Origin of the sequence: Streptomyces sp. SID13031, from assembly GCF_010548305.1 — a bacterium.
GTDB lineage: Bacteria > Actinomycetota > Actinomycetes > Propionibacteriales > Kribbellaceae > Kribbella.
In genome coordinates this window covers 68160-85010 of sequence record NZ_JAAGLV010000012.1, presented here as the reverse complement: position 1 = coordinate 85010, position 16851 = coordinate 68160, and the positions used below count along the sequence as shown (strand labels likewise).

Annotated in this window: 15 protein-coding genes; 9 read left to right on the top strand and 6 right to left on the bottom strand. The window is 68.0% G+C overall.

Annotated features, from left to right (window positions below; translation table 11 throughout):
- The first annotated feature begins 74 nt into the window (after positions 1–74).
- The 5 genes from G3I17_RS23725 (at position 75) to zwf (ending at position 7905) form a co-directional block, all read left to right on the top strand.
- Positions 75–1163, top strand: coding sequence for a serine hydrolase domain-containing protein (locus G3I17_RS23725; RefSeq protein ID WP_164599773.1), 1089 nt, complete (start codon positions 75–77; stop codon positions 1161–1163).
- Between the two features lie 39 nt (positions 1164–1202).
- Entirely contained in the window at positions 1203–3923 is a 2721-nt protein-coding gene (locus tag G3I17_RS23720) for a LuxR family transcriptional regulator (RefSeq protein ID WP_164599772.1), read from the top strand.
- A gap of 104 nt (positions 3924–4027) precedes the next feature.
- Positions 4028–5311, top strand: a complete 1284-nt coding sequence (locus G3I17_RS23715; protein WP_164599771.1) for an epoxide hydrolase family protein — start codon at positions 4028–4030, stop codon at positions 5309–5311.
- Positions 5312–5328: 17 nt separating this feature from the next.
- Complete coding sequence (locus G3I17_RS23710; RefSeq protein ID WP_164599770.1) at positions 5329–6351, top strand: alpha/beta hydrolase; 1023 nt, start codon at positions 5329–5331, stop codon at positions 6349–6351.
- Between the two features lie 39 nt (positions 6352–6390).
- On the top strand, positions 6391–7905 hold the full coding sequence (zwf, locus tag G3I17_RS23705) for a glucose-6-phosphate dehydrogenase (protein ID WP_164599769.1): 1515 nt from the start codon (positions 6391–6393) through the stop codon (positions 7903–7905).
- 4 nt (positions 7906–7909) lie between these two features.
- Here zwf and G3I17_RS23700 read toward each other — a convergent pair whose 3' ends face one another.
- Positions 7910–8500 carry a TetR/AcrR family transcriptional regulator gene (locus tag G3I17_RS23700; RefSeq protein ID WP_164599768.1) on the bottom strand — a complete coding sequence of 197 codons (591 nt, stop codon included), beginning with the start codon at positions 8498–8500 and terminating at the stop codon, positions 7910–7912.
- Between the two features lie 97 nt (positions 8501–8597).
- Here G3I17_RS23700 and G3I17_RS23695 point away from each other — a divergent pair, with 97 nt between their 5' ends.
- A complete protein-coding gene (locus G3I17_RS23695; protein WP_239062824.1) occupies positions 8598–9347 on the top strand; it encodes a glucose 1-dehydrogenase in 750 nt (249 codons plus the stop codon).
- An 18-nt stretch (positions 9348–9365) separates the two neighbouring features.
- On the opposite strand, the gene G3I17_RS23690 is transcribed toward G3I17_RS23695, so the two are convergent.
- Both G3I17_RS23690 and G3I17_RS23685 read right to left on the bottom strand, forming a co-directional pair.
- Positions 9366–9749: a nuclear transport factor 2 family protein gene (locus G3I17_RS23690; RefSeq protein WP_164599766.1), complete on the bottom strand. Its 384-nt coding sequence runs from the start codon at positions 9747–9749 to the stop codon at positions 9366–9368.
- On the bottom strand, positions 9746–10849 hold the full coding sequence (locus G3I17_RS23685) for a DNA alkylation repair protein (RefSeq protein ID WP_343238390.1): 1104 nt from the start codon (positions 10847–10849) through the stop codon (positions 9746–9748). Before G3I17_RS23685 ends, G3I17_RS23690 begins: the two co-directional genes overlap by 4 nt.
- Before the next feature lie 82 nt (positions 10850–10931).
- Here G3I17_RS23685 and cobF point away from each other — a divergent pair, with 82 nt between their 5' ends.
- Both cobF and G3I17_RS23675 read left to right on the top strand, forming a co-directional pair.
- Complete coding sequence (gene cobF, locus G3I17_RS23680) at positions 10932–11693, top strand: precorrin-6A synthase (deacetylating) (protein WP_164599765.1); 762 nt, start codon at positions 10932–10934, stop codon at positions 11691–11693.
- Between the two features lie 148 nt (positions 11694–11841).
- A complete protein-coding gene (locus G3I17_RS23675; RefSeq protein ID WP_239062823.1) occupies positions 11842–12924 on the top strand; it encodes a chitinase in 1083 nt (360 codons plus the stop codon).
- A gap of 3 nt (positions 12925–12927) precedes the next feature.
- Here G3I17_RS23675 and G3I17_RS23670 read toward each other — a convergent pair whose 3' ends face one another.
- The 3 genes from G3I17_RS23670 to G3I17_RS23660 all read right to left on the bottom strand — a co-directional run bounded on the left by G3I17_RS23670 (position 12928) and on the right by G3I17_RS23660 (position 15556).
- Entirely contained in the window at positions 12928–13548 is a 621-nt protein-coding gene (locus G3I17_RS23670; RefSeq protein ID WP_239062846.1) for a TMEM175 family protein, read from the bottom strand.
- Positions 13549–13550: 2 nt separating this feature from the next.
- The gene (locus tag G3I17_RS23665; protein WP_164599763.1) at positions 13551–14999 is read right to left on the bottom strand and encodes an MFS transporter; all 1449 of its coding nucleotides are present in this window, start codon (positions 14997–14999) and stop codon (positions 13551–13553) included.
- A gap of 77 nt (positions 15000–15076) precedes the next feature.
- A complete protein-coding gene (locus G3I17_RS23660; protein WP_164599762.1) occupies positions 15077–15556 on the bottom strand; it encodes a MarR family transcriptional regulator in 480 nt (159 codons plus the stop codon).
- A gap of 98 nt (positions 15557–15654) precedes the next feature.
- Here G3I17_RS23660 and G3I17_RS23655 point away from each other — a divergent pair, with 98 nt between their 5' ends.
- A complete protein-coding gene (locus G3I17_RS23655; protein WP_164599761.1) occupies positions 15655–16809 on the top strand; it encodes a N(5)-(carboxyethyl)ornithine synthase in 1155 nt (384 codons plus the stop codon).
- Positions 16810–16851 lie beyond the last annotated feature (42 nt).

Sequence of the window (16851 nt, the reverse complement as noted above, 5' to 3'; positions counted from 1 at the left end):
TCACAGTGATGAAATCCTGGTGCCTTCCTGACAAATCGGTTGGTGCGGGCGCGGAAGCCGGGTTTGATGACCTGATGGCTGAGGTTCAGGGGATCTGCGACGCGCGGTTCGAGGCCGTGCGGGACGTGCTGGCGGCGTCTTTGGACGACAAGGACGTCGGGGCTTCTGTCGCCGTCTATCTGGGTGACGAGCCGGTGGTCGATCTCTGGGGTGGGTACTCCGATGCGGCGCGCACCAGGTCCTGGGAAAGCGACACGATCACCTGCGTCTTCTCCACGACGAAGACGATGGCCGCTCTGTGTGCGCTGATCCTGGCTGATCGCGGGGTGGTCGATCTGGATGCGCCGGTGGTGGAGTACTGGCCGGAGTTCGGGGCCTTGGGCAAGGACAAGGTGTTGGTCCGGCATGTGCTCGGGCATACGGCCGGGTTGCCGACCTGGCAGGAGAAACTGCGAGCCGAGCAGCTTTTCGACTGGCCGTTGATGACGAGGTTGCTGGCTGAGCAGGAGTTGGGTTCGGAGCCTGGTGTGGTGGGGGCCTATCACTCGATCACGCAGGGGTATCTGATCGGTGAGGTCGTTCGGCGGACCACCGGGCGCAGCCTGGGTGCCTTCTTCGCCGAGGAGGTTGCGGGGCCGCTGGAGGCTGACTTCCATCTGGAGTTGGCGCCTGAGCACGATCATCGGGTCGCGCCGGTGATCCCGGCCACGACCAGAGCGGCGAAGTTGGCGGCGCTGGGTGCCGGGAACCCTGAGATTCCGGCCGAGCTCGCCAATACCGAGGCATGGCGGCGGGCGGACATTCCGTCGGCCGGCGGGTTCGGGAACGCTCGGTCGGTGGCTGCCGTGCAGTCGGTGCTGGCCTGTGGTGGAGAGGCTCGTGGAGTGCGGCTGCTGTCGGAGGCCGGGTGCGAGCGCGTGCTGGAGCAGCAGTTCTTCGGTGAGGACGCGGTGCTGGGCCGGACGATTCGGTACGGGATGGGCTACGGCCTGATGCAGGCGCGGACCTGTAGCTGGGGTGGCTGGGGCGGCTCGCTGGTGCTGGTCGACCTGGAAAAGCAGCTCACGGTGGCCTACGTGATGAACCAGATGCTGGAGGAAGGTCCGCTCGGGGACGACCGGGGGCTGGGCATCTTGTTGGCAACTTATGAAGGCCTTACGTAACGTCGCGCGGCATTGTTTTGGCATGCCACACTCGGCAGGGTGCGGACAACGACGCTCCTCGGACGGGGACCAGAACAGCAGCGCTTGGCCACGCTCGTTGCCGGAGTCACCGAGGTCGGCGGAGCGCTCCTGATCCGTGGCCAGGCAGGGATCGGGAAGTCCGCTCTGCTCAGCGAGGCGGCCGCGCAGGCCAGGGCAGCCGGGCTGAAAGTTCTTTCGGTCACCGGCGCCGAGTCCGAACAGAACTTCCCGTACGCCGGGTTGCATCAGCTCCTGCACCCACTTCGCAAGGACATCGACGCGCTCCCCGGCCGGCAACGCGACGCGCTCCGAGTCGCACTGTGCCTCGCCGACGGCGATATCCCGGATCTCTACGTGGTCGCCCTCGCAACGCTCAACCTCCTGTCCGACACCGGTACGCCGCTGCTGCTGCTGGCCGAGGATGCGCACTGGCTCGACCAGGCGAGCGCCGACGTGCTCGCCTTCGTGGCCCGCCGGCTGGAGTCCGAGCCGATCGTGCTGCTCGCCACCGTGCGCGACGGCGTTCCCTCCCAACTGGACGCTGCTGCCCTGCCATCCCTGCAGGTCGAGCCGCTCACCGACGAGGTGTCGGCCACCTTGCTCGACGAGGTCGCCCCGAAACTGGAGCAGTCGGTCCGGGAGCGGCTGCTGAGCGAGTCGGCCGGTAACCCGCTCGCGCTGACCGAGCTCCCCGGCACGCTCTCGGCAGATTCATTGCTGAAGGCAACCGTGCCGTTGAACACCCGGCTCGAACAGGCCTTCGGGGCAAGGACCTCGGCCCTGCCGGCGGCGACCCGGATGTGCCTGTTGGTTGCCTCCCTCAACGACCGTGGCTCGCTCGCCGAAACTCTCGACGCCGCGGCGGCCGCGCTCGGCGTGCCGGTCGACGCGGACGCGCTCACTCCGGCCACGGAAGCCCGCCTGATCGAGCTGGAGGCCGGCAGGCTGACCTTCCGGCATCCGTTGATGCGATCCGCGATCGTCCAGACCTCGACGGCCACCGAGCGCCAGGCAGCCCACCGCGCATTGGCCGACGCCTTGCACCAGGAGCCCGAGCGACAGGTCTGGCACCTCGCCGCAGCGACTCCGACGCCTGACGAGAACATCGCGAGCGCCCTGGTCAAGGCGGCCGAGCGAGCACAGTACAGGGGTGGTGTCGAAGCGGCCATCGCGTCGCTGGAGGAGGCCGCCAGGCTCAGCGAGACCGCTGACCTGCGCGCCGACCGGCTGCTGCGGGCGGCGGATCTCGGCGTCGAGGCCGGCCGGCCCGACGTCGTCAAGCGGCTGCTGATCGAAGCCTCCCAAGGTGACCTCTCCCAGCAGGATCAGGCGCGCGCGACCTGGGTCCGCAGCAGTTTCGACGACGGGCTGGTCGACGACACCGCGGGGCCGACCGAGCTGGCCAAGCTCGCGCGATCGGTCTACGAGGACGGCGATCTCGACCTGGCGATGCGGATCCTGTGGGGCGCGGGGATGCGCTGCTTCTGGTCCGAGCCCGGTGCCGAGGGGCGCCAGCACCTGCTCGACGTCGCGGACAGCCTGCCGCTGGACGACGGCGATCCGCGGCTGATCGCGATCCTCGCCTATGTCGCGCCGATCGAGCGCGGCAAGGTGGTCGCGGCCGGCCTGATGGACCTGGCCGGGCAGACCGGTGGCAATCCGATGGTCGAGCGGTTCCTCGGCAGCGCGGCACTGCAGATCGGCGCCTTCGAACTGTCGGCGCGGTTCTCGTCGTCCGCCGCGGCCGGGCTGCGCGAGCAGGGCCGGCTCGGCCTGCTCGCCCGCGCGCTCGCGGTGCACGCCTGCAGCGCGGTGCGCCTGGGCAACCTCGACATCGCGATGCCCGCGGCCGAGGAGGCCGCCCGGCTCGCCAAGGAAACCAACCAGACCTTCATGTACGGCTTCGCCGTCTCTGCCCAGGCCGAGGTGGCGGCCCTCCGTGGCCAGTACGCCGAAGCCGCGGAGCTCATCGCCGAAGCCGAGCAGGTCGGCCTTGCGGCAGGCGCCCGGCCCGTGCTCGCCACCGTCCAGCTGGCCCGCGGCCTGGTCGCCCTCGGCGAAGGCCGGCATGCCGACGCTTTCGCCGATCTGCACCGCATCTTCGATCCCGCCGAGCCGTCGTACCAGCTCGCGCTGCGCTGCTACGTGATCGCCGAGCTCGCCGAGGCGGCGATCCGCTGCGGGCAGGAGGACGCGGTCCGCAAGATCGTGAAGAGGCTGGAGAAGGACGCACAACAGTCCGCGTCGCCCTCACTGCACATCGGGCTGCGCTACGTCCGCGCGGTGCTCGCGAACGACGACGAGGCGGAGAAGCTCTTCCAGACCGCGCTGGCCGCCGACCTGACCGGCTGGCCGCTGGAGCGCGGGCGGCTGCAGCTCGCCTACGGCGAGTGGCTGCGACGGCACCGGCAAGCGGCGGAGTCGCGCGTGCACCTGCGAGCAGCACGCGAGACATTCGACGCGCTCGGCCTGATCCCGTGGAGCGAACGCGCCCGCAGTGAGCTGCGGGCGGCCGGCGAGACCAGCCCCCGCCGTACGCCGGATGCCCGCGAGCAGCTCACTCCGCACGAGCTGAGCATCGCCCAGCTCGCCGCCGAGGGCCTGACCAACCGCGAGATCGGCCAGCGCCTCTACCTGTCGCACCGGACGGTCAGCACCCACCTGCACCGGATCTTCCCCAAGCTCGGCATCACGTCGCGCGCGGATCTCCCCGCAGTACTGCGGAACTCCCCCGCTTGACGTACACCGTCAGCGTCACCTGACGGGCGCGGTGGCTGCCCGGGCCAGCCTAGGTTTCAAGCGTTTGTGCTTCTGAACGCGCTGAACCCTCGTAGGAGACCACCATGCCTGAACCATCGCGGCGGACCTTCCTCGCCACGTCAGCCGCTGCCGCCGCCGTCACCGCGGCGTCCTCCGGCGTCCTTTCCAGCTCCGAAGCAGCCGCCACGACCAGCGGCGGCGACGCGGCGATCCGGAAGTTCCGGGTGAACGTCCCCGACTCCGTGCTCACCGATCTGCGGCACCGGATCAAGGCCACCCGCTGGCCCGCCAAGGAGACCGTCAACGACCAGGCCCAAGGCGTCCAGCTCGCCAAACTGCAGGAGCTCGTGCACTACTGGGGCTCGCGCTACGACTGGCGCAAGATCGAGCGCAAGCTCAACGCGCAGCCGCAGTTCGTGACCAGGATCGACGGTCTGGACATCCACTTCACCCACATCCGCTCCAAGCACGCGAACGCGCTGCCGCTCATCATCACGCACGGCTGGCCCGGCTCGATCCTCGAACTGCAGAAGGTGATCGGCCCCCTCACCGATCCCACCTCGTACGGCGGCCGCGCGGCCGACGCGTTCCACCTGGTCATCCCGTCGATGCCCGGCTACGGCTTCTCCGAGCAGCCGAAGGCGAAGGGCTGGAACGCCGACCGGATCGGCCTGGCCTGGGACGTGCTGATGAAGCGGCTGGGCTACTCGAAGTACGTCTCGCAGGGCGGCGACTGGGGTGCGGTCGTCTCGGACAAGATGGCGCGCCGCGCCTTCCCGGGGCTGCTCGGCATCCACGTCAACATGCCCGCGACCGTGCCGGCGGACGTGGCGAAGGCGCTCAACGATGGCGATCCCGCACCCGCCGGGCTGGGGCCGGTGGAGAAGAAGGCCTTCGACACCCTGAAGACCTTCTACACCCTGAACGCGGGCTACTCGCAGATGATGGCGACCCGCCCGCAGACGCTCGGCTACGGCCTGACCGACTCGCCGGCCGGCCTCGCCGCGTGGATGTACGACAAGTTCGCGCAGTGGACCTACAGCGGTGGTGACCCGGAGCGGTCGCTGACCAAGGACGAGATGCTCGACGACATCACGCTGTACTGGGTCACTAACTCCGAGGTCTCGTCGTCCCAGCTCTACCTGGAGAACGGCGAGAACAACTTCAACGCCGTCGACATCTCGATCCCGGCGGCGATCACCGTCTTCCCGGGCGAGATCTACCAGACCCCGCGCAGCTGGGCCGACCGCGCCTACCACGACCTCATCTACTTCAACGAGGTCGACAAGGGCGGCCACTTCGCCGCCTGGGAAGAACCCGAGCTGTTCAGCCGCGAAATCCGCGCCGCCTTCCGCTCCTTGCGCTGACCGAGAGGACCGTTTTCATGATCACCAGAAGAACATTCGGTAAAGCGGTCGGCGCCACAGCGGCGACCGCGTCACTGGCCGGGATGACCACCACCTCCGCGTCGGCCTCCGGCTCCGGTGGGTCGTACGTGCACGGGCTCGGACAGCTCAAGAAGGTCCGTACCGAGCTGCTGGAGATCGCGTACTACGAAGCCGGGCCCGCGACCGGTCCCGTGGTACTGCTGGGACACGGCTGGCCATACAGCCCGTACGCCTTCGTCGAGGTCGTACCCGAGCTGGTACGCCGTGGGTACCGCGTACTGACGCCCTTCCTGCGCGGTCACGGGCAGACCATCTTCCTGTCGGCGGACACGTTCCGCTCCGGGCAGCAGGCAGCGCTCGGCTCGGACTGGATCGCTTTTATGGACGCGCTGAAGATCCCGCGCGCGGTTTTCGCCGGCTACGACTGGGGCGGTCGCGGCCTGTGCGTCGCTGCTGCCCTCTGGCCCGAGCGCTGCGCCGCACTGGTCTCGGTGAACAGCTACCTGGTCCAGAACCTGGATCCCAAGCTCGCCGTGAACCCGGCGGCACCGGCGGTCGAGGCCGCCCAGTGGTACTTCGACTACCTCACCACTGAGCGCGGCAAGAACGGCCTGACCCAGAACCGCAAGGAGATCGCCCGGGTCGTCTGGACCAAGAACTCCCCCACCTGGCGCTACACCGAAGCCGACCTGGACCGCGCGGCCTCGCTGATGACCAACCCGGACTACGTCGCCGTCGTGCTCCACGTCTACCGCCACCGCCGCCTCACCGAGCCGGGCGACCCCCGGTACGACCGCCTGGAGGCTCTGCTCCGCAAGCAGCCGCCGATCACCGTCCCCACCGTGACGCTCGACGGCAAGGACGACGGCAACTTCCCCTGGACCGACGGCAAGCCGTCCGCCTTCCACTTCACCGGCCCCCGGGTGCACCACGTAGTACAGGGTGCCGGTCACAACCTGCCGCAGGAAAAGCCACAGGCGTTCGTGCAGGCGATCTTCCAGGCGGCCCGCCTACACTGACATCGTCGTATGGCCGGTCGTCCGTAGGAGGACTCTGAAATGCCCGATTCGCGTACTCAGACGATCGCCTATCCGGCGCCCGGCTCGCGGCCGTCGCGGCGTGATCCTGAGCCGTTGGCGCCGCACGTGATCGTGTTGTTCGGGGCGACCGGTGACCTGGCCAAGCGCAAGCTGCTGCCTGGTCTGGCCTATCTGCAACAGAACCGGTTCGCGCCCGACCTACGGATCATCGGTACGGCGATGGAGGAGCTCACGTCGGACGAGTTCCGGGCCCGGGCGCGGCTTGCGGTGGACACCTACGGGACGCACACGATCACCGAGGAGGAGTGGGCGCAGTTCTCCGAGCGACTCGAGTATGTCTCGACCGTCGCCGGGCCGGACGCGCTCGCCGCCGCGGTGAAGACGGCCGAGTTGGCGCTGGGGCCGGACGCCCGCCGGCTGCACTACTTGTCGGTGCCGCCGAAGGCTGCGCGGTCGGTGATCCAGATGTTGCGCGACGCCGACCTCGTCGATCGGTCGCGGGTGGTGATGGAGAAGCCGTTCGGTGACGACCTGCAGAGCGCGATCGAGCTGAACGACTTCGTGCACGAGACCTTCGACGAGTCGCAGATCTTCCGGATCGACCACTTCCTCGGCAAGGAGGCGGCGCAGAACATCCTCGCCTTCCGGTTCGCCAACGGGCTGTTCGAACCGATCTGGAACCGCAACTTCATCGACCACATCCAGATCGACATCCCCGAGTCGCTCGGCCTGGACCAGCGGGCCACCTTCTACGAACCGACCGGCGCGTTCAAGGACATGGTCGTCACGCACGTCCTGCAGGTGCTCGCGTTCGTCGCGATGGAGCCGCCGACGGCACTGGAGCCACGGGCCATCTCCGAGGAGAAGAACAAGGTCTTCCGCTCGATGCTGATGATCCAGCCGAGCGATGTGGTCCGCGGCCAGTACGGCGGCTACCGCAGCGAGGAGGGGGTCGCGCCGGACTCCGACACCGAGACGTTCATCGCGATGAAGGTCGGGATCGACAACTGGCGCTGGGCCGGAGTGCCGTTCTACCTACGCACCGGCAAGAAGATGGCGGAGGGGATGCGGATCATCTCGATCGCCTTCAAGGAGGCGCCGAAGACGATGTTCCCGGTCGGCTCCGGCGTCGGGTCGCAGGGCCCGGACCACCTGACCTTCGACCTGGCCGACTCCTCGCGGGTGTCGCTGTCCTTCTACGGCAAGCGCCCCGGCCCCGGGATGCGGCTGGAGAAGCTGTCGATGCAGTTCTCGACCCAGGAGACCGAGACGGCGGGCGACGTACTGGAGGCGTACGAGCGGCTGATCCTGGACGCGATGCGCGGCGACCACACGCTGTTCACGACCGCCGAGGGCATCGAGTCGCTCTGGGAGAACTCCACCCTCCTGCTGGAGGACCCGCCGCCGGTCAAGACCTACGCGCCGGGCACCTGGGGCCCCAACGCCATCCACCAGCTGATCGCACCGCACGCCTGGCGGCTTCCGTTCGAGCGCGAATGGCGCGAGGGCAAGCCGGCCGCCGAGGAGGACTAGGGCGCTAGCGGCGAGTGCGGCGCATGTTCTCCAGTGCTTCGGTCAGGCCGTCTTCCAGGTAGGTGAGGCTGTCGGTCGACTGGAGCAGGGTCGCGCCGCCGGTGACGGCGGCCAGGATCGAGTTGGCGGTTCGCTGCACGTCGACGCTGCCGTCGATCTCGCCGGAGTCCTTCAGAGCCTGTACGCCGGCCGCCAGGTAGCCGACCCATTCGCTGGTGAGCCCGTTGACGATCTCCGCGGTGGCCGGACCGAGCTGGGCGGTCAGCGATGAGAGCGGGCAGGCCTGTCGTTGCGCGTCGTAGATCTGGATCACCCGGCGCCGCCAGGCCTGCCACTTGCGCCAGGTCGTGAGGTCGCCGAGCTGCGGTAGCTGGTCGGCGATCACCTGCTCTGCCTCGTATCTGGCGACGGCGAGCATCAGGTCGGCCTTGCCGTCGGGGAAGTAGTGGAAGAGCTGGCTCTTGCTCGTCGCGGTGCTCGCGCGGATGTCGTCGAGCCCGACGGTCGAGACCCCGCGCTCACGGATCAGCCCCGCGGCGCCCTCGACGATCCGTTGCCGGGTCGCCGCGCCTTTCGCGGTCAGAACTCGCTCCATGCCTGCCAGCCTAGCGTGGTTGACCGTATGGACTGGGCGGTCCATTCTGGATGCTACTCTGGACTCAACGGTCCATTCTTTGGTTGAGGAGAAACTCATGCGGTTGGCAGGCAAGACGGCACTGGTCACCGGTGCCACCAGCAACATCGGTCGCGCGATCGCCATCGCGCTGGCTGCGCAGGGCGCGCAGGTCGTCGTTGCCGGGCGCAACAAGGAGCGCGGTGACGAGGTGGTCGCGGAGATCCGTGCGGCCGGCGGTCAGGCGGACTTCGTCGCGGTCGACCTCGACGGCAGCAAGGTGTCCGCCGGAGCCTTGGCGGACGAGGCGACGCGGTTGCTCGGTGGCCGGATCGACGTACTGGTGAACAACGCGGGTGCGATCGACGGCGGGACGACCGCCGAGACCGATGAAGCGACCTTCGACGAGGTCTTCGCGGTGAACGTGAAGTCGCCGTACTTCCTGACCGCGGCGATCGCCCCGGCGATGGCGGCGGCCGGCGGCGGCGTGATCATCAACCTCGGTTCGTGGGTGGCGCGGCTGGCCATCCCGATCGGCGCCGTGTACGCCGCGAGCAAGGGTGCGCTCGAGACGCTGACGCGCGCCTGGTCGGCCGAGTTCGGCCCGTCCGGCGTCCGCGTCAACGCCATCTCCCCCGGCGTCGTCCATACCGACCCGAACCACCCGGCGACCGCGATGATGGCCGGCACACCGTACGGCCGGATCGGCGCCCCGGACTCCATCGCCCAAGCAGCCGTCTACCTGGCCAGCGACGACGCTTCCTTCATCCACGGCACCGTCCTGGACGTGGACGGCGGCCGCCTGGGCGTCGCGGTCATCGCCGGATAAGTCAGGTGCGTGCCCGCATCAGGGGGCGATTTCGAGGTTGGTGATGAGGCTGTCCGCGTTCAGGGTGAAGCGGTAGATGAGGTCCACTACGCCGCCGGGGAAGTTGCCTTCCAGGTGATTGGTGAGGACGTAGTGGATGTCGTCGAGCTTTTCTACGTGGGTCAGCTCGACGGTGTAGGTGTACTCGGTAGCGGCTGTCTCGCGCCAGCGGTGGATCTCGTCGTGGCCGGTGTAGGTCTTGTCTTCGTCGATGACCACGGCGTCGGGGGCGAAGGCCGAGAGGAGGTCGTGGGCGTTGGCGCGGTGGGCCGGGTCCGCCTCGCGGAGGTACGTGGTGATCGAGTGCGGCAGATGCTTCGCGGCCTCGGCGGCAGTGGGGTCGGGCGGCGTGGGGATGGTCATGAGGTGCCTTCCGTCGACAGGATGAAGGTGGAGCGGCCGAAGGTACGGCCGTTGATCTGGAGTTCGAGCACGTGCTCGCCCGGGTAGTACCGGCGGGTCGAGATCGGCTTGAACGAGTGTTGTTTGCCGATCGTCGCCGACTCCCCCGGCGCGAGCGTGCGGGTGGTGAGCTTGAAGACCTTCGGCGCGAGCGTGCCGTTCGCCTTGACGTGGTGGACGACGTAGTCGATCGCCAGCCGCAACTCGTCGGCGCCCCTGTTGTGCGCACTGAACTCGAAAGCCAGCGACTCCCCCACCGCAACAGCCGGTACTGCGAGCAGCGGCCCGTCGACCACCAACCCGGCGGGCGGCTCGAACCCCAGTAACGCAAGGGCTCCCGGGTCCGCCGCCTTGATCAAGGTGCGCAAAGCGTGCCGCACCAACCGCTCGGTCGTCGGCGCGGGGGATGCCAGCCATTCGCCCGCGATCGCGACGGCCAGCGCCGGATCGAGCCGGCTCAGGTCGTTGAGATGGTTCGCGACCGAGCGGCGCACGTACTCCGAATCGTCGCGTCGCAGCGCTTCGAGGATCGACCGCGTGACAGCGGGTCGCTCGATCAGCCCGGGCACGCGCTTCGCCCAGGGCAACCGCGCCCGGGTGCCTTCGCTCGCGAGCCGACGGACGTGCTCGTCAGCACTCCCGGTCCAGCCGGCGACGACGGCCAGCGTGCGATCCAGGTCCGCCGTCAGGAAGGTTCGCAAGGCGAACTCCCCGGTGAGCCTCGACGTGAGCTCCGCCAGCAGGTCCAGACCGGCCTCGAATTCGTCGCTCTCAACGGCTCGGACGGCGACCGCCTCGGTGACCGGCCAGATCATCCAGCCGGTGAAGGCGGGATCGTCGAGGGCCGCGCGGAAGATCTTCTCGATCGGCCCGTACCCCGGGGGCAGGTCGGCCAGCAGCGCGTCGCGGACCAGCCGACCGCGCTCGCTGAACGCCAGGCCGGCCAGCTGTGACGGCGCCGCGCGGGTCTCCGTCAGCTCCAGCTCCGGAGCCACCGCGCTCAGGCAGGCGCCGAGGGCGACCACAGACGCAGTACTGAGCATTTCTTCCGCAGTGGGCACGAAGACCTCTCGACGAAGTTACTTTCAAATTAGCAGTCACCGACCGGACAGCCAAACCCCGACCCCAACTACCCTCGGCGCCATGATGGAGATGAAGGTGATCGGGGTCGGAGCCGGCGATCCGGATCACGTGACGATTCAGGCCGTGAAGGCGCTGAACCAGGTCGACGTGTTCTTCGTGCTCGACAAGGGCGAGGTCAAACAGCAGTTGGTCGACCTCCGGGCGGAGATCCTCCGGACGCACGCCGGCGAGCGCGAGTACCGGGTCGTCTTCGGGCAGGATCCGGAGCGCGACCGCGGTAGTGACGCCTACGTCGAGTCGGTCGACGACTGGCGCCGGCGTCGCGCGGACGTCTGCGCCGAGCTGATCGCGACCGAGCTGAAGGACGGCCAGGTCGGCGCCTTCCTGGTCTGGGGCGACCCATCCCTGTACGACAGCACGCTGGCGATCCTCGACGACATCCTCGAGCGTGGGCAGCTGAGCTTCGAGATCGACGTCATCCCCGGTATCAGCAGCGTCTCTGCGCTCGCGGCCCGGCATCGGGTCGGGCTCAACCAGGTGGGCCGGCCGATCCAGATCACCACCGGGCGGCAGTTGGCCAAGAGCTGGCCCGCCGACGTCGACGACGTCGTGGTGATGCTCGACGCGCAGACCGCTTTCACCGAGCACACCGACCAGGATGCCGACATCTTCTGGGGCGCCTACCTCGGCACGCCGGACGAGATCCTGGTCGCCGGACCACTGGCCGAGGTGGCCGGCGAGATCATCGAAAAGCGCGCGGAAGCGCGCCGGCGCAAAGGCTGGATCATGGATACGTATCTTTTGCGCCGCTACCGGAAATAATTACCAAAGGATCTTTAGAAAGTCCAGAGCGCACGCTCTTCTGCTCTCCGCTTCGGCGGCTCTAACCTGACGACGCCATTTGTCCACCGCCCCCACGACCGTTGCGCGCGCCCCCACTGCGCCACGGTCAGGACAGAGGAGTTCCGTCATGAAGATGCCCCGTGCCGTCCGCGTTCTCCCCCTCCTCGCCGCCCTCGGCGTCGTCTTGTCGATGCTGGTCACAGCACCGGCCGACGCCCGCGAGCAAGCGCCGACCGCAACCCAGGCCTGCAACTACCCGAACTGGGTCGCGGGCGCCAACTACGTCACCGGAAACGTCGCGAAGTACAGCAACGGCCTGTACTACATCGCCGAACACGACAACCCCGGCTACGACCCGATCGTCAGCACCTGGTTCTGGGATCCGTTCAGCTGCAGCGGGGATCCCGCGCCGCCGGCCTGTAGCTACCCGAACTGGGTCGCGGGCGCGAACTACGTCACCGGCAACATCGTCAAGTACACCAACGGCCTGTACTACATCGCCGAACACGACAACCCGGGCTACGACCCCACGGTCAGCACCTGGTACTGGGATCCCTACACCTGCAGCGGCGGCCCGAATCCGCCGGCCGGCGGATTCCCGGTCAGCGAGTCGCAGTTCAACTCGATGTTCCCGAACCGGAACTCGTTCTACAGCTACTCCGGCCTGGTCGCCGCGCTCGGTGCCTACCCGGGGTTCGCGAACACCGGTGACGACACCACCAAGAAGCGCGAGGCCGCCGCGTTCCTGGCGAACGTGAACCACGAGACCGGCGGGCTGGTCTACATCAAGGAGATCAACGAGGCGAACTACCCGCACTACTGCGACTGGGGTCAGCCGTACGGCTGCCCGGCCGGTCAGGCGGCGTACTACGGCCGCGGCCCGATCCAGCTGAGCTGGAACTTCAACTACAAGGCCGCGGGTGACGCCCTCGGCATCGACCTGCTCGGCAACCCGTGGCAGGTCGAGCAGAACTCGGCGATCGCCTGGAAGACCGGGCTCTGGTACTGGAACACCCAGACCGGGCCGGGCACGATGACGCCGCACAACGCGATGGTGAACGGCGCCGGCTTCGGCGAGACCATCCGCAGCATCAACGGCTCGATCGAGTGCAACGGCGGCAACCCCGCCCAGGTCCAGAGCCGGGTCGACGCCTACAACCGGATCACCGGCATCCTGGGGGTCTCCCCCGGCAGCAACCTCTACTGCTGAGACCTAGCTTGCGTTCTTGGTGAAGAGGTTTTTGGTGAGGCGGTCGACCACGCCGTCGAACCCGGTCAGGATCAGCAGCAGGAGTGCGTAGAACTTCACTCCCGGTACGAAGGCCGCGAGCAGGAAGGACACCGCGGCGAGGATCGTGAAGATGGCGGCCCCGATCACCTCACGACGGGTGATCGGGTTCGCCTCCTGCTCGAGTTCCTGGTGGTTGCGGATCAGCAGCGTCAAGGCCAGCTGGACGATGCTCAGGGCAAGCAGGTTGCCGATGTAGAGGCCGGCGGTGAACTTCGTGCTCGGGTAGGTGCCGACGATCTCGGTGGGGAACGGCATCACCACGATGGTGAGCAGCCAGAGCATGTTCAGCTGGACCAGGCGTGAGTTGTAGGCCTTCACGTGCTCGAACATCTTGTGGTGGGTCAGCCAGAACCGCGAGATCACCACGAAACTCAGCAGGAAACCAAAGATCTGAGCCTGGTGGTCGGTGATCACCGCCTGCGCGTCCAGACCCTCGCCCCTGGACTCGGTCACCACCTCGACCAGCGGCAGGATCAGCAGCGTGACCGCGATCGCCACCACCGCGTCGGTGAAGAGCACCAGCCGGTCGGGGTTCCTCGTCATGCTCACGGGCGACCACGGTAGCGCAGCAACAACGTCGTACCGACGACCAGTGCGGCGAGGACAAAGGCCGACGCGGCAACGAACGCCACGCTGTACCCGTCCCGCAGCGCAGTGACCGGGTTCGCCCCATCAGCGACCCGTACTGCGGTCCGCGAGGCGGCCAGCGTCGCCAATACCGCAGTACCGATTGCTGCTCCTGCCTGCTGGGCCGTGTTGTTCAGGCCGGAGGCCAACCCGGCGTCACTCGGCTCGGCGCCGGACATGGCGAGCATGATCGCCGCCGGGATCGCCACGCCTGTACCGGCGCCCACCAGGAGCAGTGGGGTGACCACGTTGACGACGTACGAGCCGTGGACGGGCGCCTGGCTCATCACCAGGAGTGCTGCGAGGAGGGCCGTCAGGCCGGCTAGCAGGAGAGCGCGGCTGCCGAAGCGCGCCATCAGCCGCGGGCCGATGAACAGGGACATCACTGCGCCCACGATCGGCGCCGGGAGGAACGCCAGGCCGGTGTGGAGCGAGTCGAAGCCCAGTACTCGCTGCAGGTAGAGGGCGGTCATGAACTGGAAGCCGAAGCCGGCTGCGAAGAGTAGTACGACAACCAGGTTGGACAGAGTCACCTGGCGGTTGCGGAAGATGTGCAGGGAGAGCAGGGGCTGCGTGGCGCGGGCCTGGCGTAGTACGAAGCCTGCAAGGAGGACTATCGAGACGGCTGCCAGCACTAGCGTCCGCGACAGGGCTGCCGTCGGCTCAGCGGTCTGGACGATTGTGTAGACGGCCAGTGAGAGGCCTGCGGTGACCAGGAGTGCGCCTAGTACGTCGGCGCCTCTTCCGAGGCCTAGCCCGCGTTGCTTGGTCAGCAGGCGTGAGGCGAGCACCAGTGCGACTAGGCCGATGGGCACGTTGATCAGGAACGACCAGTGCCAGCCGACGGTCTGGGTGATCACCCCGCCGAGGATGAGGCCGATCGACGCGCCACCGGCGGAGGTGAAGCCGTAGACGCCCATCGCGCGCGCCTGCTCGCCCGCCGCCGGGTAGAGGCCGACGATCATGCCGAGGATCACCGCGGAGGCGAGTGCGCCGCCGACACCTTGCAGGAAACGGCCTGCGATCAGCACTTCGGAGCTGGTGGCGACCCCGCAGAGCAGGGAGGCGGCGGTGAAGACGCCCAGGCCGGCGAGGAAGACCCGCTTGCTGCCGACCAGGTCGCCGATCCGGCCGGCGAGCAGGAGCAGACCGGCGAAGGCGATCAGGTAGGAGTTCATCACCCAGGCGAGGCCGGCCTGGGAGAAGCCGAGGTCGCCCTGGATGGTCGGCAACGCCACCGTCACGACGGTGCCGTCGAGGATGATCATCAGCTGCATCACGCACAGCACGGCGAGTGCTTTCGCGCGGCCCGGCTGTCCCGGCCGGCGGGTGGGGCTTGAGCTGGTCGGCTCGATCGTCGCGGTCATCGGTCGTCTCCTTGGCTGCGAGGCAGGACAAGTAAGACGTTAGCAGATAGTTCCGTAGTAGACGATCTTTTAGCGGATTATGACCGCTGACGGGTCCGTCTGACCGGCTGCGCCTCGACCGGCGTCGCGAGCTGGCCGCCGACCAGCTCGGCCAGGGAGTCCGCGAACAGCTTGCGCTGGGAGGCGGCGAGGGCGGCCAGGGCGTCGCCGTGGACCTGGTCGACGATCCGCTGGCCGTCGACGGCGGCCTTCACGCCTTCGGGGGTGACGGCGATGATCCGGGCGCGACGGTCGGTCTCCGAGGGCTTCCGTTCGGCGAAACCGGCCTTCTCCAAGGCGTCCACGGTGCCGACCATGGTCGTCTTGTCGAGGTAGGCGAGCTCGGCGAGCTGGATCTGCGTCCGCTCCTCCTCGAGCGCGTAGACGAGCACGCACTGCATCCGCGGCGACAGGCCGATCTCGGCCAGGGCGGCGGTCAGCTGGGTCTCCAGCACGTGCCCGGCGTGTTTCAGCATGCCGGTCAGATCCGGCACGGTCCGCAACGGTGTCTCAGCCATACGTTCATTCTAGCGCGGGATCATCTACTTCCGGATGATCCCGCTAACGAACTATCGGCCGCCTGTGCTAAACAGGCGGTAACCAAAGGGGCCCCATCGTGGACCAATTAACCCTCGGCGTCATCGGCCGTTCCCGTAAAGAGAACGAGCATCGGCTGCCGATTCATCCGCACCACTTCGACAAGATCGACGAGGACCTGCGGCAGCGCATCTTCCTCGAGTCCGGGTACGGCGAACAGTTCGGCGTCTCCGACGTTCAGCTGTCCCAGTCCGTAGCCGGCGTCCTCGACCGGGAACAGCTGATCGCCAGGACCGACGTCGTACTACTGCCCAAGCCCCAGCACGAGGACCTCGCCGAGCTCCGCAACGGCCAGGTGCTCTGGGGGTGGCCGCACTGCGTCCAGGACGACAAGGTGACCCAGCTCGCGATCGACCGCGAGCTCACCCTGATCGCCTTCGAGGCGATGAACCACTGGACCGCCGACGGCCGGTTCAACCTGCACGTCTTCCACAAGAACAACGAGCTGGCCGGGTACTGCTCCGTCCTGCACGCGCTGGAGCTGATCGGCTCGACCGGTGACTACGGCCGCCGGCTCAACGCCGCGGTGATCGGCTTCGGTGCGACCGCACGTGGTGCGGTGACCGCGCTGGCGGCGCACGGGATCCACGACGTCGACATCCTGACCGGACGCGGCGTGACGGCGGTCAGCGCGCCGATCCACTCGGCGCGGATGATCCAGTTCGACCACGACGACGCGGACGACACCTCCGACCCCCGGCGCAGCTACGCGCTGACAGACCCGGGCCGGATCCCGCTCGCCGGATTCCTGGCCGAGCACGACATCATCGTGAACTGCGTCCTGCAGGACCCGGACGCGCCGCTGACGTTCCTGATCGAGGACGACCTGGACCAGTTCGCGTCCGGCAGCCTGATCATCGACGTCTCCTGCGACCTCGGGATGGGGTTCAGCTGGGCCCGGCCGACCGGCTTCGCCGAGCCGACCTTCATCGTCGGGGACAACATCACGTACTACGGCGTCGACCACACCCCGTCGTACCTGTGGAACTCGGCGACCTGGGAGATCAGCGAGGCCCTGCTCCCCTACCTGCGGACGGTCCTCGACGGCCCCGAGGCCTGGCACGCCGACACCACGATCCAGCGCGCCATCGAGATCGAGGCCGGCAAGATCCGCAACCCGGGCATCCTCACCTTCCAGCACCGCTCCCCCGAGCACCCGCACGCCCACCTCTGACGGGCACACCGCTCCGCTGACTTGGCTCCGCGCCAAGCAGCC